This window comes from Mycobacterium hippophais, assembly GCF_027529605.1.
Lineage (GTDB): Bacteria > Actinomycetota > Actinomycetes > Mycobacteriales > Mycobacteriaceae > Mycobacterium > Mycobacterium arseniciresistens.
Genome location: NZ_JAPZPY010000001.1, coordinates 1,140,995 through 1,161,583, shown reverse-complemented (window position 1 = coordinate 1,161,583; position 20,589 = coordinate 1,140,995). Strand labels below are relative to the sequence as shown.

Below are 20,589 nucleotides of genomic sequence, written 5' to 3'. Positions count from 1 at the left end.
GCCCAGGTGCTGGGATTGGATCGGGTGGGGGTCGACGACTCGTTCTTCGAACTCGGCGGGGACAGCATCCTGTCGATGCAGGTGGTGTCGCGGGCCAGGGCGGCAGGTCTGAGCTGTCGGCCGCGTGATGTGTTCGTCGAGCAGACGGTGGCCCGGCTGGCCCGGGTGGTCGGGACCGCAGGCGGCGCGGTCGTCGTCGACGACGGGATCGGTCCCGTGCCGGTGACCCCGATCATCCGCTGGCTTCGCAGCGTGGACGGGCCGGTCGACGAGTTCAACCAGACCATGGTGGTGCAGGCCCCTGCGGGGGTGACACAGGCCGACGTCGTCGTCATGCTGCAGGCCCTACTCGACCACCACCCGATGTTGCGGGTGCACGCCGACGCCGAGCTCGACGTCGCCGACGGTTGGGCGCTGCGTGTGCCCGAGCCCGGTGCGGTCAGGGCGACCGACTGCCTGCAGACAGGGGACGTGCTCACCGATCGCGCCGTGATCGAGGCACGGTCGCGGCTGAACCCGGCCGCCGGGGCGGTGCTCAGCGCGGTATGGGCCACCGAGACGGGTCAGCTGGCGCTCGTGGTGCACCACCTCGCGGTGGACGGAGTGTCGTGGCGAATCCTCCTCGAGGACCTCAACGTCGCCTGGGCCCAGCACCGCGGCGGGCAGCCGATCGCCCTGCCCACCGGCGGCACCTCGTTCGCGCGGTGGGCCGCCGCGCTCGCCGAGCACGCACACGCCGATGCGGTGACCGGGTCGGCGGACACGTGGCGGCAAGTGGCCGACACCCCGGCGGCACTGCCCGCACCCCGTCCGGAGTCCGACACCTACGCCACCGCCGGGCAGTTGTCTGTGGAACTCGACGCCGAGACCACCCGGTCACTGCTCGGCGCCGTCCCCACCGCATTCCGCGCCGGGGTGCAGGACATCCTCCTGAGCGCCTACGCCATGGCGTGGGCGGAGTTCCTGGGCACACCGGGCGCGCCGATCGGCATCGACGTCGAAGGTCACGGCCGCGACGAGGACATGGCGGTCGACGTCGACCTGTCGCGCACGGTGGGCTGGTTCACCACCAAATATCCGGTCGCACTGACCGTCGATGGGTTGTCCTGGTCGCAGGTGCTCTCCGCCGGCACCGCACTGGGCGCAGCGGTGAAGGACACCAAGGAACAATTGCGCGCCCTGCCCGACGGCGTGACCTACGGGCTGCTGCGTTACCTCAACCCTCACGTCGATCCCGGCCTGTCCGACCCGGTCATCGGATTCAATTACCTCGGCCGCCGCGGCGGGGCAGTAGCGGAGCTCTCCGAGTGTCTGTGGCAGCCCGCCACCGGACTGTCGGTCAGCGCCGTCGCCGCGGCGATCCCGATGCCGTTGACCCACACCGTAGAAGTCAACGCCGCCACCATCGACACCGAGGCGGGTCCGCGGCTGCACGCGACCTGGACATGGGCACGGTCAGCTCTCGACGACGACGCGATCGACCGGCTGAGTCGGTTGTGGTTCGACGCCCTGACCGCCATCTGCACCCACGTCCACCACGGCGGTGGCGGACTGACCCCCTCGGACGTCGCCCCGGCGCGACTGGATCAGATACAGATCGACGAGCTTGCGCAGCAGTACGACCTCGCCGACGTGCTCCCGCTGACACCGTTGCAACGTGGTCTGTTCTTCCACGCCGGCGGCGTGGACGCCGATGAGCACCAGAGCGACGACGTGTATGCGGTGCAGTTGGAGCTGAGCGTGCGAGGAGCGGTGGACGCGGACTCGCTTGCCGCGGCGGTCCAGGCGGTCGCCCGCCGCCATCCTCATCTCGTGGTCCGCTTCTGCGACCGGTTCGAAGAACCGGTGCAGATCCTCCCGGCGAATCCTGCTGCAGGATGGCGTCATGTCGCGTTGGACGACGAGAGCGACATCGACGGGCAGATGGTGCAGATCTGTGCGGCCGAACGGGCCGCCGTCTGGGACCTGGCCGACTCCCCGCCGTTCCGGGTGGCGCTGGTCCGCACCGCCGAGCACGACCACCGCATCGTGATCACCAGCCACCACATCGTGCTCGACGGTTGGTCGCTGCCGATTCTGTTGCAGGAGATCTTCGCCGGATACTTCGGACACTCCCTGCCCGCGCCGGTGCCCTACCGCCGGTTCGTGACCTGGTTGGCCGACCGCGACCTGCACGCCGCCCGGACCACCTGGCGTGAGGTGCTCGAAGGGTTCGAGACCCCGACGCTGGTCGCGTCGGCCGACCGGATGGAGTTCGGGCCGCGTGGGATCAACGCATGGACGGTGTCCGAGCAGACGACCCGGGCGCTGAGCGACCTCGCCCGCTCGCAGCACACCACGGTCAGCACGGTGCTGCAGGGGGCATGGGCACTGCTGCTGACCTCGCTCACCGGACACTACGACGTTGCGTTCGGGACCACGGTGTCGGGACGTCCCGACGAGGTGGCGGGCGTCGAATCGATGGTGGGGCTGTTCATCAACACGGTGCCGGTGCGGGCGCGTCTGAACCCGGTGACCACCGTCGCCGACCTGCTCGCCGGTCTGCAGCGCGCGTACAACGACACCCTGGAGCATCAGCATCTGGCGCTGCCGGAGATCCACCGCGCCGCCGGACACGACCGGCTGTTCGACACGATGTTCGTCTACGAGAACTACCCCGTCGACAACGCTGCGCTCGCCGATGCAGACGGACTGGCCGTCACCGGCGTTGTGAGCCGCGAATACAACCACTACCCGCTGACGATGCAGGCCCTTCCGGGCGCCGAACTGCGCCTGCGGTTCGAGTACGACACCGACGTGTTCGGACCCCGCACCGTCGCGACGCTGGTCGAACGGTTCACACGCATACTCACGACGATGGCCGCCCGCCCGACCGCGCCGCTGTCGTCGCTCGATCTGATCGGCGAGGACGAACGGGCCCGGCTCGACAGAATCGGCAACCGGGCTGTGTTGTCGGCGCCCGTCGAGACGTCGGCGTCGATCCCCGCGTTGTTCGCAGCGCAGGCGGCACGCGCACCGGAGGCGGTGGCGGTGACCTTCGAAGGCCGGTCGCTGACGTACCAGGCGCTGGACGAAGCGTCGAACAGACTGGCGCACAGGTTGATCGGCCAGGGTATCGGTCCCGGAGACTGTGTGGCACTCCTGCTCCCCCGCTCGGCCGAGGCTGTGGTGGCGATGGTGGCGGTGCTCAAGGCCGGGGCGGCCTACCTCGCCCTCGACCCCGGGGCGCCGACGTCGCGGCTGGAGTTCATGCTCGAGGACTCTGCGCCCGTAGCGGCGATCACCACGGCGCCGCTGGCCGACCGGTTCGACGGCCGCGACCTGGTGGTCGTCGAAACCGACGATCCGGCGATCGGCACTGAGCCGGTCACGCCGTTGCCGGCGCCGGAAGCCGACCTGATCGCCTACGTGATCTACACCTCGGGCACCACCGGCACCCCGAAGGGTGTGGGGGTGACCCACAGCAACCTGGTCCACATCGCGCATTCGTCACCTGCGGACCTGCCCGCCGAGCAGGTGTGGACTCAATGCCATTCCTACGCATTCGATTTCTCCGTATGGGAGGTCTGGGCGGCGCTGCTCGGTGGTGGGCGGCTTGTGGTGGTACCGGAGGCGGTGACGAGTTCACCGCAGGACTTCCACGCGCTGCTGGTCCGCGAAGGGGTCAACGTTCTGACCCAGACCCCCTCGGCGGTGGGCATGCTCCCGCACGAAGGTCTGGAATCGGTGGCGCTGCTGCTGGGCGGTGAGGCGTGTCCGGCAGAGGTGGTGGATCGATGGGCACCGGGTCGGGTGGTCGTCAACGCCTATGGTCCGACGGAGGCCACGATCTACGTGTCGATGAGCGCCCCGTTGACGACGGGATCCACTGTGCCGATCGGTAAGCCCGTGGCCACGGCGGCGGCACTCGTGCTGGACGGATGGCTGCGCCCGGTGGCTGCCGGGGTGGTCGGTGAGCTGTACGTCGCCGGCCGCGGCGTGGCGACCGGGTATCTGCGTCGTTCGGGTCTGACAGCGTCCCGGTTCGTGGCGTGCCCGTTCGGGTCGACCGGGACGCGGATGTACCGCACCGGTGACCTCGTGCGCTGGATCGCCGACGGGCAGCTGGAGTACCTGGGCCGTGCCGACGAGCAGGTCAAGATTCGCGGTCACCGCATCGAACTCGGTGAGATACGGGCGGTGCTGGCACAGGTCGACGGGGTCGAGCAGGCGGCGGTGATCGCTCGCGAGGACCGCCCCGGCGACAAGCGGGTGGTCGGTTACTTCACGGGCACCGCCGAGCCCTCTGATGTCCGCAGACAACTGGCGGATCGGCTGCCGGCCTACATGGTGCCCGTCGCGGTGGTGCCGTTGACGGTGGTGCCGATGACGATGAGCGGCAAGCTCGACGTCCGCGCACTGCCTGCTCCCGAGTACCAGGCCGGCGATCACTACCGCGGACCCGCCGATGCGGTCGAGGAGGTGCTGGCCTGCATCTACGCCGAGGTACTGGGTCTGGAGCGGGTGGGCACGGACGACTCGTTCTTCGAATTGGGCGGCGACAGCATCCTTTCCATGCAGGTGGTGTCGCGGGCCCGGGCCGCCGGTCTGACGTGCCGGCCGCGTGACGTCTTCGCCGAGCAGACCGTCGCCCGGCTGGCACGGGTGGTCGGAACGACCGAGGGTGTACATGTGGTCGACGAGGGTGTCGGGCCAGTGGCCGCGACGCCGATCACGCGGTGGCTGCAGACGGTCGACGGCCCCACCGAGCAGTTCAACCAGACGATGGTGGTGCAGGCCCCGGCCGAGGCGACCGCAGCCGATGTCGTGGTCCTGCTGCAGGCGCTGCTGGACCACCACGGCACGCTGCGGTTGCGCGTCCAGGACGACGGTGCCGGGCAGTGGGCGCTGCACGTGCCGGAACCGGGATCCGTCGACGCGGGCGACTGCCTGCTCACGGTGGACGTCCTCTCCGAGGCGACCCTGATCGCGGCGCAGGCCCGGTTGAATCCGGTCGCCGGAACCATGCTGAAGGCGGTGTGGGCGGCCGGGACGGGCCGGCTGGCGGTGATCATCCACCACCTTGCCGTTGACGGTGTGTCGTGGCGAATCCTGTTGGAAGACCTCAACATCGCGTGGATGCAGCACCGCGGCGGGCAGTCGATCACGCTCCCCGCAGGTGGCACGTCGTTCGCGCGGTGGTCCGCTCTGCTCAACGACCACGCGCACGACGCGAGAGTCGTCGAGAAGGCCGACGCGTGGCGGGACATCACGGCGATCCCGGCGGTGCTGCCCGCGGTCCGGCCGGAACTGGACACCTACGCCTCTGCCGGCCACATGTCGATGACGTTGGACCGCGAGACATCTCGGATGTTGCTCGGAGAGGTGCCGACGGCGTTCCACGCCGGGGTGCAGGACATTCTGTTGATCGCCTTCGGGCTGGCGCTGGCGGAGTTCGCGGATGCCGCCGGCAGCCCGATCGGCATCGATGTGGAGGGGCACGGCCGCGACGAGGAACTGGTCGCCGGCGTCGACCTGTCCCGCACGGTGGGGTGGTTCACCGCGAAGTACCCGGTGGCCCTGCGAACCGGTGATCTGTCCTGGGACGAAGTGGTCTCCGGTGACGGGGGGCTGGGTCCGATTGTCAAGGGCGCCAAGGAACAGTTGCGCGCGCTGCCGGACCCGCTGAGCTACGGTCTGCTGCGGTATCTGAACCGTCACGTCGAGCTGGCCGGATCCGAACCGACGGCGGGCTTCAACTACCTTGGCCGCCTCGGTGGGGGCGCCGCAGGGCTGTCCGATGATGTGTGGCGGCCGAGCGAGGACGCGTCGCTTGACGTGGCCGCGACGGCGATACCCATGCCGCTGTCGCACACCGTAGAACTGAACGCGCTGACCATGGACACCGACACCGGCCCCGAGCTGCGTGCCAAATGGACGTGGGCCGCCTCGGTGCTGCAGCAGGAGCAGATCGAACGCCTGGGCCGGTTGTGGTTCGAGGCGCTTGCCGGCATCTGCGCGCATGTGCAGCACGGTGGTGGCGGGTTGACGCCGTCGGACGTCGCGCCGGCACGACTGACGCAGCGGCACATCGACGAGCTGACACGGCATTTCCAGATCGCCGATGTGCTGCCGTTGACCCCGATGCAGCAGGGGCTGCTGTTCCTCGCCGACACCGTGCACGTCGGCGACGACGTGTACGCGACGCAGCTCGATTTCACGGTCGCCGGGCCGCTGGACGCCGACCGGCTGCACAAGGCCGTCAACGCGGTGGTGTGCCGACATCCCCATCTGGTGGCGCGGTTCTGCGCACAGTTCGACGAGCCGGTGCAGATCATCCCGGCCGATCCGATGCCGGCATGGCGCTACATCGAGATCGACGGCATCGACGACGTGGACGAGCAGATCGAGCAGCTGTCGAAGACCGAACGCGCGGCGGTGTGCAACCTCGACAAGTCGCCGGCGTTCCGGGTGACGCTGATCCGCACCGAGTGCCGCCACCGCCTGGTGCTGACCTTCCACCACATCGTGGTCGACGGCTGGTCGATGCCCATCCTGTTGCAGGAGATCTTCGCCGGCTACTACGGACTCCCGTTGCCCGCGGCGGTGCCCTACCGCCAATTCGTGACCTGGCTGGCCGGGCGGGACCTCGACAGCGCGCGCGCCGCATGGGGCGAGGTGCTGGCCGGATTCGACACCCCGACCCTGGTGGCGCCGTCGAACGGGTTGGAACCGGGGCCGCGCGGTGCGGTGTCGTTGGAGGTGTCCGAGCAGACGACGGGATTCATCCGGGAACTGGCGCGCAGGGAACACACCACGGTCAGCACGGTTCTGCAGGGGTCCTGGGCGCTGTTGCTGACGTCGCTGACCGGCCGCCACGATGTGGCTTTCGGCGTCACGACCTCCGGCCGCTCCGAGGTTCCCGGCGCGGAGTCGATGGTGGGACTGTTGATCAATTCGGTGCCCGTGCGTGCCACGTTCACACCGGAGACCACGGTGTCGGACCTACTCGCGCAGTTGCACGGTGCGCACAATGACACCCTGGAGCATCAGCATCTGGGGCTGGCGGAGATCCACCGCGTGGTCGGTCAGGATCGATTGTTCGACACGATGTTCGTCTACGAGAACTACCCGGTCGACACCGACGCGCCGCTGGGCCCCGACGGCCTGGCGATCACCGATTTCACCAACCGCGAGTACAACCACTACCCGTTGACGGTGCAGGCGATCCCGGGCGACGTGTTGACGATTCGACTGGAGTTCGACGCGGAGGTGTTCGACGAGAACCGGATCGACACGCTGACGCAACGGTTGGGCATGGTGTTGACGACGATGACCACCGAGATCGAGGAAGAACAGTCCGCGGGGCGCGAGGGCGCGGAGACGGCGGCTGTCCTTCGGCGGCCGTCCGCGGCGCGGCTGGCATGATCGAGCCATGAGCATCGACGTCAAGTACACGGCGGAGTCCACGGCGAGCGGCGGCGGCCGCGACGGTCACGTCAAGTCCGCCGACGGCAAGCTCGACCTGGACACCCGCCCGCCGAAGGAGCTGGGCGGCAGCGGCGAGGGCGTCAACCCCGAACTGCTGTTCTCGGCCGGCTACGCCGCCTGCTTCCTCGGCGCACTGCGCCTGGTGGCGAAGAACGAGAAGGTCCAGATCGACGACGCCAGCGGCATCACCGCGCAGATCGGCTTCGGTTCCGACTCCGAGGGCGGCTTCGGCCTGACCGCCCATCTGATCGGCTACCTGCCCGGCCTCGAGCAGAGCGCCGCCGACGACCTGATGCAGAAGGCGCACGGCGTGTGCCCGTACTCGAAGGCCACCCGCGGCAACATCGACGTCAAGCTGTCGGCGAAGGTCTAGCCGTGCGCGCGATCGTCGGGGCCGTGCTGGGCGCCGGGCTGGCGCTCATCGCGTCGGCGCCTCTGGCGGCGGCGCGGCCGTCGGATCCCGGCGTGGTGTCCTACGCGGTGCTGGCCAAGGGTTCGGTGGGCAACATCGTCGGCGGTCCGATGCGGTGGGAGTCGGTGTTCACCGATCCGGTGCAGACCTTCTCCGTCGACAACCCGGCGTGCAACAACTGGGCCGACGTCGGGCTGCCCGAGGTCTACGGCGATCCCGACCTGGCCTCGTTCAACGGGGCGGTCGCCCAGACGTCGGCCACCGACGCCACCCACCTGGTCAAGCAGGCGGTCGGTGTCTACGCCAACCCCGACGCCGCCGATCGGGCGTTCCACCGCGTCACCGACCGCACGGCGGGGTGCGCAGGCCAGACCACGGCGATGCACCTGAACAACGGGACCACCCAGGTGTGGACGTTCAGCGGCGGCCCCGCCACCGCGACCGACGCCGACTGGGTCAAGCAGGAGGCCGGGACGGACCGGCGGTGCTTCACCACCACCCGCAAGCGGGAGAACGTTCTGCTTCAGGCAAAAGTCTGTCAGTCCGGCAACGGTGGTCCCGCCGTCAACGTGCTGGCCGGCGCCATGCAGAACACGCTCGGGCAATAGTCCGCCGCGCCTGTCATCAAGCTGTCACGGTGAATTGGCGCGACTTTGTCGGTCCTCTCTGGAAGATATAGGGGGTAGCGGCGATCAGCCGGTCACCGCGCACGCCCGCCAGCGGTCCAGCCCGGGCCCGAAGGGATGGTTGAGATGACTATGCCCATCAGGTCCGCCGTGCGCCCGGACTCCGCCGTGGGATTCGCCTCCGCGGCCGACGCGGCCCGCCACATCACCGCCACCTGTCTGCAGGACGGGCCGGTCGGTAAGGTCGGCCTCGAGATCGAGGCGCACTGCTTCGACCGCGCCGACCCGATGCGCCGCCCGGGGTGGGACGAGATCACCGACGTCATCGCGCAGGTGCCCGCGCTGCCCGGCGGTGGCGCCATCACCGTCGAACCCGGCGGGGCGGTCGAGATCTCCGGACCGCCGACCGACGGGCCACTACCCGCGATCGCCGCGATGGCGGCCGACCGCGCGGTGCTGACCGAGGCGTTCGCCGAAGCCGGCCTGGCCCTCGTGCTGCTCGGCGCCGACCCACTGCGGCCGCCGCAGCGCGTCAACCCCGGCGCCCGCTACCGCGCGATGGAGGAGTTCTTCGCCGCCAGCGGCACCGCCGATGCCGGCGCGGCGATGATGACGTCCACCGCCTCGGTGCAGGTGAACCTCGACGCCGGGCCGCGCGCCGGCTGGGCCGACCGGGTCCGTCTCGCCCACGCGCTCGGCCCGACGATGGTCGCCATCACCGCCAACTCACCCCTGCTCGGCGGCGAGTTCACCGGATGGCAGTCCGCCCGCCAGCGCGTCTGGAGCCGGCTCGACTCGGCCCGGTGCGGGCCCGTGCTCAGCGCCGACGGCGACGACGATCCGGCGGGCGAATGGGCGCGCTACGCGCTGCGTGCCCCGGTCATGCTGGTGCACAACCCGCCCGACATGCAGGCGCTGCCGGTCACCAACTGGGTGCCGTTCGCCGACTGGGCCGACGGGCTGGCGGTGCTCGGCGGCCGCCGGCCCACCGAGGCCGATCTCGACTACCACCTGACCACGCTGTTCCCGCCGGTGCGGCCGCGGCGCTGGCTGGAGATCCGCTACCTGGACAGCGTGCCGGACGCGTTGTGGCCCGCGGTGGTGTTCGCGATGACGACGCTGCTCGACGACCCGGCCGCTGCCGACGCCGCCGCAGAAGCCACCGAACCCGTCGCGACGGCATGGGACCGGTCGGCGCAGGTCGGTCTCGAGGACCGCAGGCTGCACGCCGCGGCCCTGCGCTGCGTCGAGATCGTCGCCGAACGCACGCCCGACGAGCTGGCGGAATCGATGGCGCTGCTGCTGCGTTCGGTCGAAGAGGGCCGCAGTCCGGCCGACGACTTCTCCGACCGGGTGGTGGAGTGGGGCGTGGGACCCGCGGTGCACCGACTCGTGAAAGGTGAGTCTTGACCTCACGACAGGCGCTGGCGGACGGGATGGCCCGGGCGCGGGAGCGCACGCTGCGGCTGGTCGACCTCGACGACGCCGAACTGCGCAGGCAGTACGACCCGTTGATGAGCCCGCTGCTGTGGGACCTCGCGCACATCGGCTGGCAGGAGGAACTGTGGCTGCTGCGTGACGCGAACCCCGACCGGCCGGGCATGCTCGCGCCGGACGTCGAACGGCTCTACGACGCCTTCCTGCAGCCGCGGGCCGCACGCGCCGAGCTGCCACTGCTGCCGCCGGCGGACGCCCGCACCTTCTGTGCGACCGTGCGCGACAAGTCACTTGACGCACTCGACCGGCTGCCCGCCGACGCGGGTGACGGCGCCGACTCCGCGTTCGCGTTCGGCCTGGTGGTCAGCCACGAGAACCAGCACAACGAGACGATGCTGCAGGCGCTCAACCTGCGGTCCGGGCCGCCGCTGCTCGAGCCGGGCGCCGCGTTGCCCACCGGCCGGTCCGGCATCGCAGGCACGTCGGTCGAGGTGCCCGGCGGCACCTTCGTGCTCGGCGTCGACGCCGTCACCGAACCCCTGTCGCTCGACAACGAACGCGGCGCCCACGAGGTGGACGTGCCGGCGTTCCGGATCGGGCGGGTGCCGGTCACCAACGGCGAATGGCGCGAGTTCATCGCCGACGGCGGATATGACACCCGCCAGTGGTGGTCGGACCGCGGCTGGGCGCACCGGCAGGACGCCGGCCTCGTCGCCCCGCAGTTCTGGAACGCCGACGGAACCCGCACCCGGTTCGGCCATGTGGAGCACATCCCCGACGATGAACCGGTGCAGCACGTCACCTACTTCGAGGCGCAGGCTTACGCGGCGTGGGCGGGCGCCCGGTTGCCCACCGAGATCGAATGGGAGAAGGCCTGCGCGTGGGATCCCGCCACCGGCAGCCGCCGCCGCTTCCCGTGGGGCGCCTCGGAACCCACTCCGTTCCTGGCCAACCTGGGCGGGGATGCGCTGCGGCCCGCGCCGGTGGGCTCCTACCCGGCGGGCGCGTCGGCCTACGGCGCCGAGCAGATGCTCGGCGACGTCTGGGAGTGGACGTCCTCCCCGCTGCGGCCCTGGCCCGGGTTCACACCGATGCTCTACGAGCAGTACTCCGCGCCATTTTTCGACGGTGATTACAAGGTGCTCCGCGGCGGGTCGTGGGCGGTGGCGCCCGACATCCTGCGGCCGAGCTTCCGCAACTGGGATCATCCGATTCGGCGGCAGATCTTCGCCGGCGTGCGGCTGGCCTGGGACATCTGATGTGCCGGCACCTCGGGTGGCTGGGCGAACCGCGTTCGATCGCGTCGCTGGTCTGGGACCCGCCGTCGGGGCTGCTCGTGCAGTCCTACGCGCCGCGCCGCCAGAAGCACGGGCTGATGAACGCCGACGGCTGGGGCGTCGGCTTCCACGACGACGAAGGAGTCGTCAGGCGCTGGCGCAGCGCCGCGCCGCTGTGGGGTGACGCGTCGTTCGCCTCGGTGGCCCCGGCGCTGCGCAGCCGCTGCGTGATCGCCGCCGTCCGGTCCGCCAGCATCGGCATGCCGATCGAGCCGTCCGCGTCCGCGCCGTTCACCGACGGACAGTGGCTGCTGTCCCACAACGGACTCGTCGACCGGGCGGTGCTGCCACTGTCCGCGCGGGCCGAGTCGACCGTCGACAGCGCGCTGCTGGCGGCGCTGATCTTCTCGAACGGCATGGACAACCTCGGTGAGACCGTCGCCGCGGTCGGTGCCGACGATCCCGCCGCCCGACTGAACATCCTGGCCGGCAACGGAACCGAGCTCGTCGCCACCACCTGGGGTGACACCCTGTCGGTGCTGCGGCGCGCCGACGGCGTGGTGCTGGCCAGCGAGCCCTACGACGACGACCCGCAATGGCAGGAGATCCCGGACCGGCACCTTGTCCGGGTCAACGGCGCGCACGTAGAGGTGACCGCGCTGAAAGGAACGGCATGACCTTCACACTGGCGACCTACCTCGCCGCCGACTCGGCTGCAACCGCACTGCGCCGCGACGTGCTCGCCGGGCTGGCCGCCACACCGAAGTCGTTGCCGCCCAAGTGGTTCTACGACTCCGTCGGCAGTGAGCTGTTCGACGAGATCACCCGGCTGCCGGAGTACTACCCCACCCGCACCGAAGCGGGGATCCTTCGGGAGCGGGCCGCCGCGATCGTCGCGGCGTCCGGAGCCGACACGCTCGTCGAACTCGGCAGCGGCACCTCGGAGAAGACCCGCATGCTGCTGGACGCGATGCGCGACAACGGATCGCTGCGCCGCTTCATCCCGTTCGACGTCGACGCGAGCATCCTGCGCTCGGCGGGAGCGGCCATCGAGCAGGAGTACCCGGGCGTCGAGATCGACGCGGTGTGCGGCGATTTCGAGGAACACCTCGGCAAGATCCCACGGGTGGGGCGTCGGCTGGTGGCGTTCCTCGGCTCCACCATCGGCAACCTCACCGCAGGCCCGCGGGCCGATTTCCTCGCCGCGCTCGCCGACACCCTGCAGCCGGGGGACACCCTCCTGCTGGGCACCGACCTGGTCAAGGACGTCGACCGGCTGGTGCGTGCGTACGACGACACCGCAGGGGTGACGGCGAGGTTCAACCGCAACGTGCTGGCGGTGGTCAACCGGGAACTGGACGCCGACTTCGACCAGTCGGCGTTCGAGCACGTGGCGCGCTGGAACGCCGGCGAGGAGCGCATCGAGATGTGGCTGCGCGCAACGGGTCCGCAGCGCGTGCGGATCGGTGCGCTGGACCGTACCGTCGACTTCGCCGACGGCGAGGAGATGCTCACCGAGGTGTCCTGCAAGTTCCGGCCCGACGGCGTCGCCGCCGAACTCGCCGCCGCCGGACTGCAGCGGACCCACTGGTGGACCGATCCCGCCGGCGACTTCGGCCTGTCGTTGTCCACCCGATGACGGCGTCCACCCTCGCCGAACGGTGGCGTTCGGCCAGACCTGCGGTCGCGGGCCTGCACCTGGATTCCGGTGCCTGTTCCCGGCAGAGCCTGGCCGCCATCGACGCCGCCGCCCGGCACGCCGTCCACGAGGCCGAGGTCGGCGGCTACGTCGCCCTGGAGGCGGCGGCGCCCGTGCTCGACGCCGCCCGCGCGGCCGTCGCGGCGCTGACCGGGCTGGACGCCTCGCACGTCGTGTTCACCTCCGGGTCGAACATCGGGCTCGACCTGCTGCTGGGCAGCTGGACCGGTCCGCGCACGGTGGCCTGCCTGCCCGGTGAGTACGGCCCGAACCTGGCGATCATGGCGGGCAACGACTTCCAGGTGCGCGCACTGCCCGCCGACGGCGCAGGCCGGCTCGACGTCGACGCCGCCGAACGCGCGCTGGCCGACGATCCGCCCGCCCTGGTGCACCTGACACCGTTGGGCAGCCACCGCGGGCTGGCCCAGCCGCTGACCGCGATGACCGAGGTGTGCCGCACGCTGGGCATCCCTTTGGTGATCGACGCCGCGCAGGCGCTAGGTCATCTCGACTGCGCGGTCGCGCCCGACGCGATCTACTCGTCGTCGCGCAAATGGCTGGCCGGCCCGCGCGGGGTCGGGGTGCTGGCGCTGCGGCCGGACTTCGCGCAACGGCTGCGGCCGCGGCTGCCACCCGCCGAGTGGGGGCTGCCGATGAGCGTGATCGACAAGCTCGGGCAGGGCGAGTCCAACGCCGCCGCCCGCGTCGGTTTCGCGGTCGCGATCGGCGAGCACCTGGCGCTCGACCCGGCGCGGATACGGCAGGAACTGGCCGCGATCGGCCGACTCACCCGGGCCGCACTGGCCGACGTGCCGGGCTGGCGGGTGGTCGAACCCGCCGACGAACCCAGCGCGATCACCACGCTGGAACCGCTCGCCGGTGCCGACCCCGAGCGGGTGCGGTCCTGGCTGATCGCGAACCGCGGCATGGTCACCACCTTCGCCGGCGTGCAGCGGGCGCCCTTCGAGATGACCGCGCCGGTGCTGCGGCTCTCACCCCACGTCGACACCGTCGCCGACGACCTGGCGCTGTTCGCCGCCGCGCTCGCCGATGGGACGAAGCAGGCCTGCTAGCCCTTGTGGGCCGACAGCAGGTACGCGGGGAGTTTGTTACGGCCCTTGTCGTCGGTGTCGTGGGCCGACATGTCGGGCGCGTCGGGTCCCAGAAACGGGTTGGCGTGGATGAACGCCGGCCGCACGTCGTCGACCTCCCAGTGCGCCGACACCGCCGCCCGCAGTTCGTCCTCGTCGACCGCGTTCGGCTTCATCAGGGCCCCGGCCGCGAACGCGCTGTTGGCGAACACCAGCACGTAGAAGCGCGCGCCCGGGGCGGCGGCACGGTGCACCGAACGCAGATAGCCGTCGCGGCCCTCGACGGGCAGGGAGTGGAACAGCGTGCTGTCGACCACGGTGTTGAACCGGCCGTCGTAGCCCTTGAACGCCGTGATGTCGGCCTGGGCGAAACTCGCGGTGGCCAGCCCGCGCAGCTGAGCCGCCTGGTTCGCCGCGGCGATCGCGGTGGGGCTCAGGTCGATGCCGACCACCGTGTAACCGTCGGCCGCCAGGGCCAGGGACAGTTCGGCGTGCCCGCAGCCGGCGTCGAGCACGTCGCTGCGGAACGCGCCCGCCCGGTGCAGCGCCGCGAGCTCGGGCTGCGGTTCTCCGATGTTCCACGGCGGCGGGCCCTCGAACCCGCCCTGCCCCCGGTACACGTTGTCCCAGTCCATCACTTCAGCAGACATGCGAACCAACCTAGTCGGGCCCGTCCCACGTGTGCACAGGCTCGTTGCTGTGCATCCGCTGGCAGTACAGGCGCAGCATCTCGGCCAGCGCCGCGGGCCGGGCGAGACCGCGTTCCTGCAGCGCACGCACTGTTTCGGTCTGCCACACCGCGCCGTTGCGGCCGGTCTTGGCGCGCCCTTCGACCACGCCGAGGTAGCGGTCACGCACCTCCGCGGCCACCCCCCACCGGCGCAATCCCTCCTCGGCCATCGGCAGCAGCTGACGCAGCACCAGCTCGTCGGGCGTCACCTCGCCCAGCCCCGGCCAGTACAACCGGGCGTCCATGCCGTGTTGCGCCGCCTCGGAGAAGTTGTGGTGCGCCGCGGCGAAGCTCATCTTCGTCCACACCGGCCGGTCCTCCTCGGACAACGTGCGCAGCATGCCGTAGTAGAAGGCCGAATTGGCCATCATGTCGAGCACCGTCGGGCCCGCGGGCAGCACCCGGTTCTCCACGCGCAGATGGGGCTTGGCGTCGGCGCCGCTCCCGACGATGTCGTACACCGGCCGGTTCCACCGGTACACGGTGCCGTTGTGCAGCCGCAGCTCCGAGAGCTTCGGGGTGCGGCCCGCGGCCAGTTCGGCCACCGGGTCCTCGTCGGACAGGTCGGGCAGCAGCGACGGGAAGTACCGGACGTTCTCCTCGAACAGATCGAAGATCGACGTGATCCACCGCTCGCCGAACCACACGCGGGGCCGCACCCCCTGGGTCTTCAACTCGTCGGGCCGGGTGTCGGTGGCCTGGGTGAACAGCTCGATGCGGGTCTCGGCCCACAGCTCGTGGCCGAAGAAGTAGGGCGAGTTGGCGCCGAGCGCCAACTGCGGGCCCGCCAGCACCTGGGCGGCGTTCCAGTTGTCGGCGAAGTCGGCGGGGGAGACCTGCAGGTGCAGCTGCATGCTGGTGCACGCCGACTCCGGCGCGATGTTCGGGGTCTGCAGGCTGAGCCGTTCGGGCCCGGTGATGTCGATCGAGATGTCCTCGCCACGCGCGGTGAAGATCGAGTCGTTGAGCGCCTGGTAGCGCGTCGACTCGCTCATCCAGTCCCCGGAGAAGAGATGCTCGGGCATCAGGGTGGGCAGGATGCCGATCATCACGATGTGCGAGCCGCTCGAGGCGGCCTTGCCCTCGGCGGCGTTGAGGCTGGCCCGTACGTCGGCCTCCAGGTCGAGGCCCGCCCGCCCGGGCAGCGGCCGGGGCGGCACGTTGAACTCGATGTTGTAGGCGCCGAGTTCGGTCTGGTAGGCCGGGTCGGCGATGGACGCCAGCACCTCGGTGTTGCTCATCGCCGGCTGGTAGTCGCCGTCGACCAGGTTGCACTCGATCTCCATGCCGGTCAGCGGGCGCTCGAACTCGAAGCTGGACTGCGAGAGCATCGTCTCGAACACGTCGAGGCAGAGCTGGACCTTGCGCCGGTACTCGCGGCGATGCTCGCGGCTGAACTCGGTCCGCTTCAGTTCTTCGCCCACACCGCTGATGCTAGTGACGCCGCCGTAGGTAAACCGCGGATCGCGACGCGGTTGACCCATGGTGAGCCGGGTAGCCGCGCGCCATGGACATCACCGTGACCTTCCTCGGCAACGCGACCACGCTGATCACGGCCGACGGCATCACGTTGCTGACCGACCCGAACTTCCTGCACCGCGGCCAGCGCGCCTACCTGGGCTACGGCCTGGTGTCCAAGCGGCTGCACGATCCCGCGCTGGACGTCGACCGGCTGCCGGCGCTGGACGCGGTGGTGCTCTCACACATGCACGGCGACCACTGGGACCGCGTCGCCCAGGCGCGGCTCGACAAGAAGCTGCCCGTGTTGACCACCCCGCACGCGGCGAAGCGGCTGCACCACCGCGGCTTCGCGCATGCCGTCGGACTGCGCACCTGGCAGCGGCACACCCTGACCAAGGGCGAGAGCACCGTCGCGGTGACCGCGCTGCCCGGGCGGCACGCACCGACCCCCATCGACCGGTTCCTGCCGCCGGTGATGGGCTCGATGCTGGAGTTCTCCCGGGCCGGCAGCGCGCCGCGGCGGCTGTACGTCTCCGGCGACACGCTGCTGGTCGAGGAGCTCGGCGAGATACCGCGCCGGTACCCGTCGATCGACGCCGGCCTGCTGCACCTCGGCGGCACCCGGCTGCCGTTCGGCCGCCATATGCCGATCGGCCTGACGGTCACCATGGACGGTGAGCAGGGTGCGGGCCTGACCGAACTGCTTGACCTGCCGAAGGTGATCCCGGTGCACTTCAACGACTACGGCGTCTTCGCCTCGCCGCTGTCGGACTTCCATAAGGCGATGGCGCAGCGCGGGTTGGCCGAGCGGGTGGTCGAAGTCGGCCGCGGCGAATCGGTGACGGTCTGAGTCGTGCCGGCGCGGGCCGCGACCACGAGTGCGCGCAGGGCGGCGGCGTCGACGGAGCCGGGGTCGACCGGTTCGCCGATGCGCACCTGCATCGCGGTGCGGTGGAATCCGCCGTGCTTGGGCAGCACCTCGCGGGTGCCCAGCAGCGCGACGGGCACCAGGGGCACCCCGCAGTCCCTGGCGAGATGGATGGCGCCGGAACGGAACTCGCCGACCGACCCGTCCCGGCTGCGGGTGCCCTCGGGGTAGACGACGACGGTGCGGCCCTTGGCGAGCGCGGGCCGCGCGGCCGCGAGCAGCGCGGGGTAGGTGCTGCCGGTGGTGCGGCGCACCGGCAGCCCGCCGGCCAGGGCGGTGATCAGCACCCGCCGCACCGGATCGTCGAACCAGTAGTCCGACGCCGCGGCGAACACCGGCTGCGCCGACGCGGGCAGGGCCGCCATCAGGGCGGCGGTGTCGGCGTGCGAACCGTGGTTGGCCACCACCACGCAGCCGCCGGGGCGGCGCCAGCGACCCACCACCGTCAGGCCGCCCGACAGCTGGCAGGCCGTTCGCCACAGCCGGTGGCGCAGCTGGCAGGCGATGCGGATCGCGAGCGCCATCAGGTTCCCAGTTCCCGGCGAACTGCGCGCAGCCGCGCGCTCGCCGTGAGCATCGAACCGGCGACGATGAGCACGCAGATGTGCGGGATGGCCTGCGGCAGTGCGGTGGCGACGACGACGGCGAGGCAGCGCTCGGTCTTGCCGAACGGGCCGCCGTTGCGCCGGGTGGCACCGGCGCCCGCGCCCGCCAGGGCGGCGAAGGTGGGCTGGGTCGCCGCGAGCGCGGCCGTCAGCACCCATGCGACGGGGGTGCCGTGCTCACCCGCCCACACTGCGAGTCCGGCGAACATCAGCACATCGGAGGCGCGGTCGCCGAGTTCGTTGACGATGAAGCCCCATGGCGTGCCGATGCCGCGGGCGCGGGCGACCGCCCCGTCCAGGTTGGCGCCCGCCAGCCGCACCGCGAGGAACAGCAGCGCGGCCGGCCAGTAACCGTTCGCGACGGCCACCGCCGCGCACGCCGCGCCGCCGACGCCTGCGGCCGTGTAGACGTCGGGCGAGAGTCGATGCACCACAGCGTGTTCCACGACGCGATGCAGTCGCCGGGTGTACCACGGCTTGAGTGCGTAGAGGCTCTGCACACCACTCATCGTCGCGTGGCGGACGAGGTGTCCGACACCGTAGTTCTACCTGGATCGCGCTCAGGCGGTGCGGCGCGCCACCACCACCTGCGGGCTCAGCAGGCCGCTGCGCAGGTCGAGTTCGATGGCCGGGTCCGCGTGCGCGGCCAGCGCGCGCAGCGCCGACGGACTGTAGGTGCGCAGCGAGCTGATCACCCCGTCGTGGACGAACGGCACGAACGGCGCGAGCGGCAGCATGGTCGCCAGCCGCAGCAGGTGCAGCGGGGCGGGCGGTCGCGGCAGGTCGATGATGAGCAGCGCGTCGGCGGCCCTGGTGCCCTCGGCGAGCACCTGTGCGGCCGCCACCGGCGGCAAGTGGTGGAACGACAGCACGAACACGGCGAGGTCGAACGCGCGGTCCGGCGCGTCGATCGCGGTGGCGTCCATCTCGCGGACGGTGACGCGGGGGTCGGCGCCGAGGTCGCCGGCGGCGATGGCGGTGACCGAGTCCGGGTCGACGTCGGTGACGGTGAGCTGCGCGGTCGGATGCTGCTGGAGGATCTCGCGGGACAGGCCACCATGTCCGGCGCCGAGTTCGAGCACCTTCGGGTCCGGCACGTCGGCGAGTTCGGCCAGGGCGATGCCCGCGAACCTCTGGTGGTTGCCGAAGAATCCCCCGGTGCGGTCGAGGGCCCGGATCACGCTGCGCTTGGTCCGGTCGTCGACGTCGTCGCGGTCGAGGTACTCGAGGCGGTCGGTCTGCAGCAGCCGGTCGAGGCACGACGCGTCTGGCCCGCCGCGCGGCATGCTCTCGATACCCTTCGCTCGCCCGCCCACAGCGGCCATCATGGCATGCTGAACCGGCGCGCAGGTCCAACGCACGGAGGTGGTCATGAGGGTCTTCGTCAGTTGCGCGCCGGCCGACCGCGCTCTCGCCGAGCAGGTCAGCCGCGAGCTGTCCCGCGCCGGCCACAGCGTCTGGTTCGACGGCGACATCAGCGGCGGCGAGCAGTGGTGGCGGCGTTGCATCGACGGGATCCGCGACGCCGACGTGTTCCTCACCGTCTGGACGAACAACCTGGCGGCGGCCAGACCCGCGACGGCGCTGCTCCAGCATGCCGGCGCGCTCGGCAGACCCGTGCTCGCCGTGCGGTCCGGCCAGGTCGACCAGCCTGATCTCGGGCCGACCGTCAAGATCCTCGAATTCGGTGACGGCGCCCTGGGTCCGACGGTGCAGGCGATGGCTCAGCAGACCGGCCCGTGGCCGAACACCCAGGCTCCGCCGCCGCCGTGGCCGTTCGCCTACCTGAACTCGTTGCGCGAATTCGCCGCAGCGCCGGTGCTGCCCGCGCACGATCAGCAGCAACTGCTCGCCCGGCTGCGGGCCGCGTCGGATGAGGACGGGCAGTACCCCGCCGTCCGCGACGAGGTGACGGCGGTGGCCGCAGGCCTGCGCAACCGCCCCGACCTCGATCCGGCGCTGCGGCCGCAGCTGGACGCGCTGGCGCCGCCGCCCGAGCAGGCTGCGCCGCAACAGTACTGGTCGCCGGCTCCCCAACCCCCGACGCAGTACTACGCTCCGCAGGGCTTCGTGCCCCAGGGCTATCCGGGCTATGCGCCGCAGGGCTTTCCGGGGTATCCACCGCCGCCGACGCGGTCGACCAGCGGGCAGACGCTCGCCATCATCGGCGCGGTCGCCTTCGTGGTGATCATCGCGCTGGTGGCCGGCATCGTCCTGCTGACCCGGTCGGACGACGGGTCCGCCGGCTCCTCCGATGCCTCCGGTTCGGGCACCTCCGCGCCGGACACCGACGGTCCGGCCGTCCAACTGCTCACTGACGGCATCTCCGTCGGCAGCCGGGTGGCGCCGGTGACCATCGACGTCTTCAACGACGCACTGTGCCCGGCCTGCGGCCGGTTCATCAGCCTGTACGGCGATGACATCCGAAGCGCCGTGCTGGACAACGAGATCCAGGTGCACTACCACGTGGTCGCGATTCTCGACGACTACTCCGCCAGCGGCGACTACTCGTCCAGGGCGGCCGCCGCCGTGTACTGCGTCGCCCAGGACGGCGACGTCGACACCTTCGAGAACTTCTACTCGGCGCTGTTCGACCCGGTCTTCCAGCCCGAGGAGGGCGGCACCAGCGACCACACCGACGACGACCTCGCCGACCTGGCCACCGAATCGGGAGCGCCGGCCGCGGCGGCCGAGTGCATCACGTCGGGGACCGACGCCAGCGCGGCGGCCCGGCGCACCGCCGCGGCATTGACCACCTTCGAGGGCCTCGGTGGCGAGGGCGTGCCCGCGGTCTACGACGACGGTGTCGAGGTCGACATCCAGCCCGGCTGGGTGGACGCGCTCACCCGGTAG

15 protein-coding genes are annotated in these 20,589 nt (G+C 70.9%); 10 read left to right on the top strand and 5 right to left on the bottom strand.

From position 1 onward, the window contains the following. The 8 genes from O6P37_RS05785 to egtE all read left to right on the top strand — a co-directional run. A partial coding sequence (locus O6P37_RS05785) for an amino acid adenylation domain-containing protein (RefSeq protein ID WP_408633103.1) occupies positions 1-7,407 on the top strand: 7,407 nt, incomplete at its 5' end. Between the two features lie 7 nt (positions 7,408-7,414). Then, a complete protein-coding gene (locus O6P37_RS05780; RefSeq protein WP_269893117.1) occupies positions 7,415-7,843 on the top strand; it encodes an organic hydroperoxide resistance protein in 429 nt (142 codons plus the stop codon). A gap of 11 nt (positions 7,844-7,854) precedes the next feature. Next, positions 7,855-8,490 carry a sensor domain-containing protein gene (locus tag O6P37_RS05775; protein WP_269893184.1) on the top strand — a complete coding sequence of 212 codons (636 nt, stop codon included), beginning with the start codon at positions 7,855-7,857 and terminating at the stop codon, positions 8,488-8,490. A gap of 144 nt (positions 8,491-8,634) precedes the next feature. Continuing rightward, positions 8,635-9,918, top strand: coding sequence for an ergothioneine biosynthesis glutamate--cysteine ligase EgtA (gene egtA / locus O6P37_RS05770; RefSeq protein WP_269893116.1), 1,284 nt, complete (start codon positions 8,635-8,637; stop codon positions 9,916-9,918). Between the two features lie 26 nt (positions 9,919-9,944). Next, the gene (gene egtB / locus O6P37_RS05765; protein WP_408633116.1) at positions 9,945-11,204 is read left to right on the top strand and encodes an ergothioneine biosynthesis protein EgtB; all 1,260 of its coding nucleotides are present in this window, start codon (positions 9,945-9,947) and stop codon (positions 11,202-11,204) included. Next, a complete protein-coding gene (gene egtC, locus O6P37_RS05760) occupies positions 11,204-11,899 on the top strand; it encodes an ergothioneine biosynthesis protein EgtC (protein WP_269893114.1) in 696 nt (231 codons plus the stop codon). Before egtB ends, egtC begins: the two co-directional genes overlap by 1 nt. Then, entirely contained in the window at positions 11,896-12,861 is a 966-nt protein-coding gene (gene egtD / locus O6P37_RS05755) for an L-histidine N(alpha)-methyltransferase (RefSeq protein ID WP_269893113.1), read from the top strand. Before egtC ends, egtD begins: the two co-directional genes overlap by 4 nt. Further along, positions 12,858-13,994: an ergothioneine biosynthesis PLP-dependent enzyme EgtE gene (gene egtE, locus O6P37_RS05750; RefSeq protein ID WP_269893112.1), complete on the top strand. Its 1,137-nt coding sequence runs from the start codon at positions 12,858-12,860 to the stop codon at positions 13,992-13,994. Before egtD ends, egtE begins: the two co-directional genes overlap by 4 nt. Here the strand turns inward: egtE and O6P37_RS05745 are convergent. Together O6P37_RS05745 and O6P37_RS05740 are read right to left on the bottom strand one after the other, a co-directional pair. Further along, positions 13,991-14,662, bottom strand: a complete 672-nt coding sequence (locus tag O6P37_RS05745; protein WP_269893111.1) for a class I SAM-dependent methyltransferase — start codon at positions 14,660-14,662, stop codon at positions 13,991-13,993. The genes egtE and O6P37_RS05745 overlap by 4 nt on opposite strands. 10 nt (positions 14,663-14,672) lie before the next feature. After that, positions 14,673-16,166, bottom strand: coding sequence for a glutamate--cysteine ligase (locus O6P37_RS05740; protein ID WP_269893110.1), 1,494 nt, complete (start codon positions 16,164-16,166; stop codon positions 14,673-14,675). A gap of 83 nt (positions 16,167-16,249) precedes the next feature. On the opposite strand from O6P37_RS05740, the gene O6P37_RS05735 reads away from it, so the two are divergent. Next, complete coding sequence (locus O6P37_RS05735; RefSeq protein WP_269893109.1) at positions 16,250-17,053, top strand: MBL fold metallo-hydrolase; 804 nt, start codon at positions 16,250-16,252, stop codon at positions 17,051-17,053. Here the strand turns inward: O6P37_RS05735 and O6P37_RS05730 are convergent. The 3 genes from O6P37_RS05730 to O6P37_RS05720 are packed head-to-tail and all read right to left on the bottom strand — an operon-like array spanning position 16,945 to position 19,061. Then, positions 16,945-17,655 (bottom strand): lysophospholipid acyltransferase family protein, encoded by a 711-nt coding sequence (locus O6P37_RS05730; protein WP_269893108.1) that lies wholly within the window; start codon positions 17,653-17,655, stop codon positions 16,945-16,947. The genes O6P37_RS05735 and O6P37_RS05730 overlap by 109 nt on opposite strands. Then, a complete protein-coding gene (locus O6P37_RS05725; RefSeq protein ID WP_269893107.1) occupies positions 17,655-18,236 on the bottom strand; it encodes a CDP-alcohol phosphatidyltransferase family protein in 582 nt (193 codons plus the stop codon). The genes O6P37_RS05730 and O6P37_RS05725 overlap by 1 nt, the downstream gene beginning before the upstream one ends. Positions 18,237-18,296: 60 nt before the next feature. After that, positions 18,297-19,061, bottom strand: coding sequence for a class I SAM-dependent methyltransferase (locus O6P37_RS05720; RefSeq protein WP_269893106.1), 765 nt, complete (start codon positions 19,059-19,061; stop codon positions 18,297-18,299). Positions 19,062-19,107: 46 nt separating this feature from the next. Between O6P37_RS05720 and O6P37_RS05715 the strand changes: the two genes are divergently transcribed. Further along, positions 19,108-20,589: a TIR domain-containing protein gene (locus tag O6P37_RS05715; protein ID WP_269893105.1), complete on the top strand. Its 1,482-nt coding sequence runs from the start codon at positions 19,108-19,110 to the stop codon at positions 20,587-20,589.

What these genes read in the sequence shown, in the direction of transcription:
- O6P37_RS05720 (WP_269893106.1), bottom strand. Translation starts at nt 19,061, where the DNA reads ATGGCCGCTGTGGGCGGGCGAGCGAAGGGTATCGAGAGCATGCCGCGC.
- O6P37_RS05730 (WP_269893108.1), bottom strand. Translation starts at nt 17,655, where the DNA reads ATGGCGCTCGCGATCCGCATCGCCTGCCAGCTGCGCCACCGGCTGTGG.
- O6P37_RS05745 (WP_269893111.1), bottom strand. Translation starts at nt 14,662, where the DNA reads ATGTCTGCTGAAGTGATGGACTGGGACAACGTGTACCGGGGGCAGGGC.
- O6P37_RS05735 (WP_269893109.1), top strand. Translation starts at nt 16,250, where the DNA reads ATGGACATCACCGTGACCTTCCTCGGCAACGCGACCACGCTGATCACG.
- egtA (WP_269893116.1), top strand. Translation starts at nt 8,635, where the DNA reads ATGACTATGCCCATCAGGTCCGCCGTGCGCCCGGACTCCGCCGTGGGA.
- egtD (WP_269893113.1), top strand. Translation starts at nt 11,896, where the DNA reads ATGACCTTCACACTGGCGACCTACCTCGCCGCCGACTCGGCTGCAACC.
- O6P37_RS05715 (WP_269893105.1), top strand. Translation starts at nt 19,108, where the DNA reads ATGAGGGTCTTCGTCAGTTGCGCGCCGGCCGACCGCGCTCTCGCCGAG.
- egtB (WP_408633116.1), top strand. Translation starts at nt 9,945, where the DNA reads ATGGCCCGGGCGCGGGAGCGCACGCTGCGGCTGGTCGACCTCGACGAC.
- egtC (WP_269893114.1), top strand. Translation starts at nt 11,204, where the DNA reads ATGTGCCGGCACCTCGGGTGGCTGGGCGAACCGCGTTCGATCGCGTCG.
- O6P37_RS05780 (WP_269893117.1), top strand. Translation starts at nt 7,415, where the DNA reads ATGAGCATCGACGTCAAGTACACGGCGGAGTCCACGGCGAGCGGCGGC.
- egtE (WP_269893112.1), top strand. Translation starts at nt 12,858, where the DNA reads ATGACGGCGTCCACCCTCGCCGAACGGTGGCGTTCGGCCAGACCTGCG.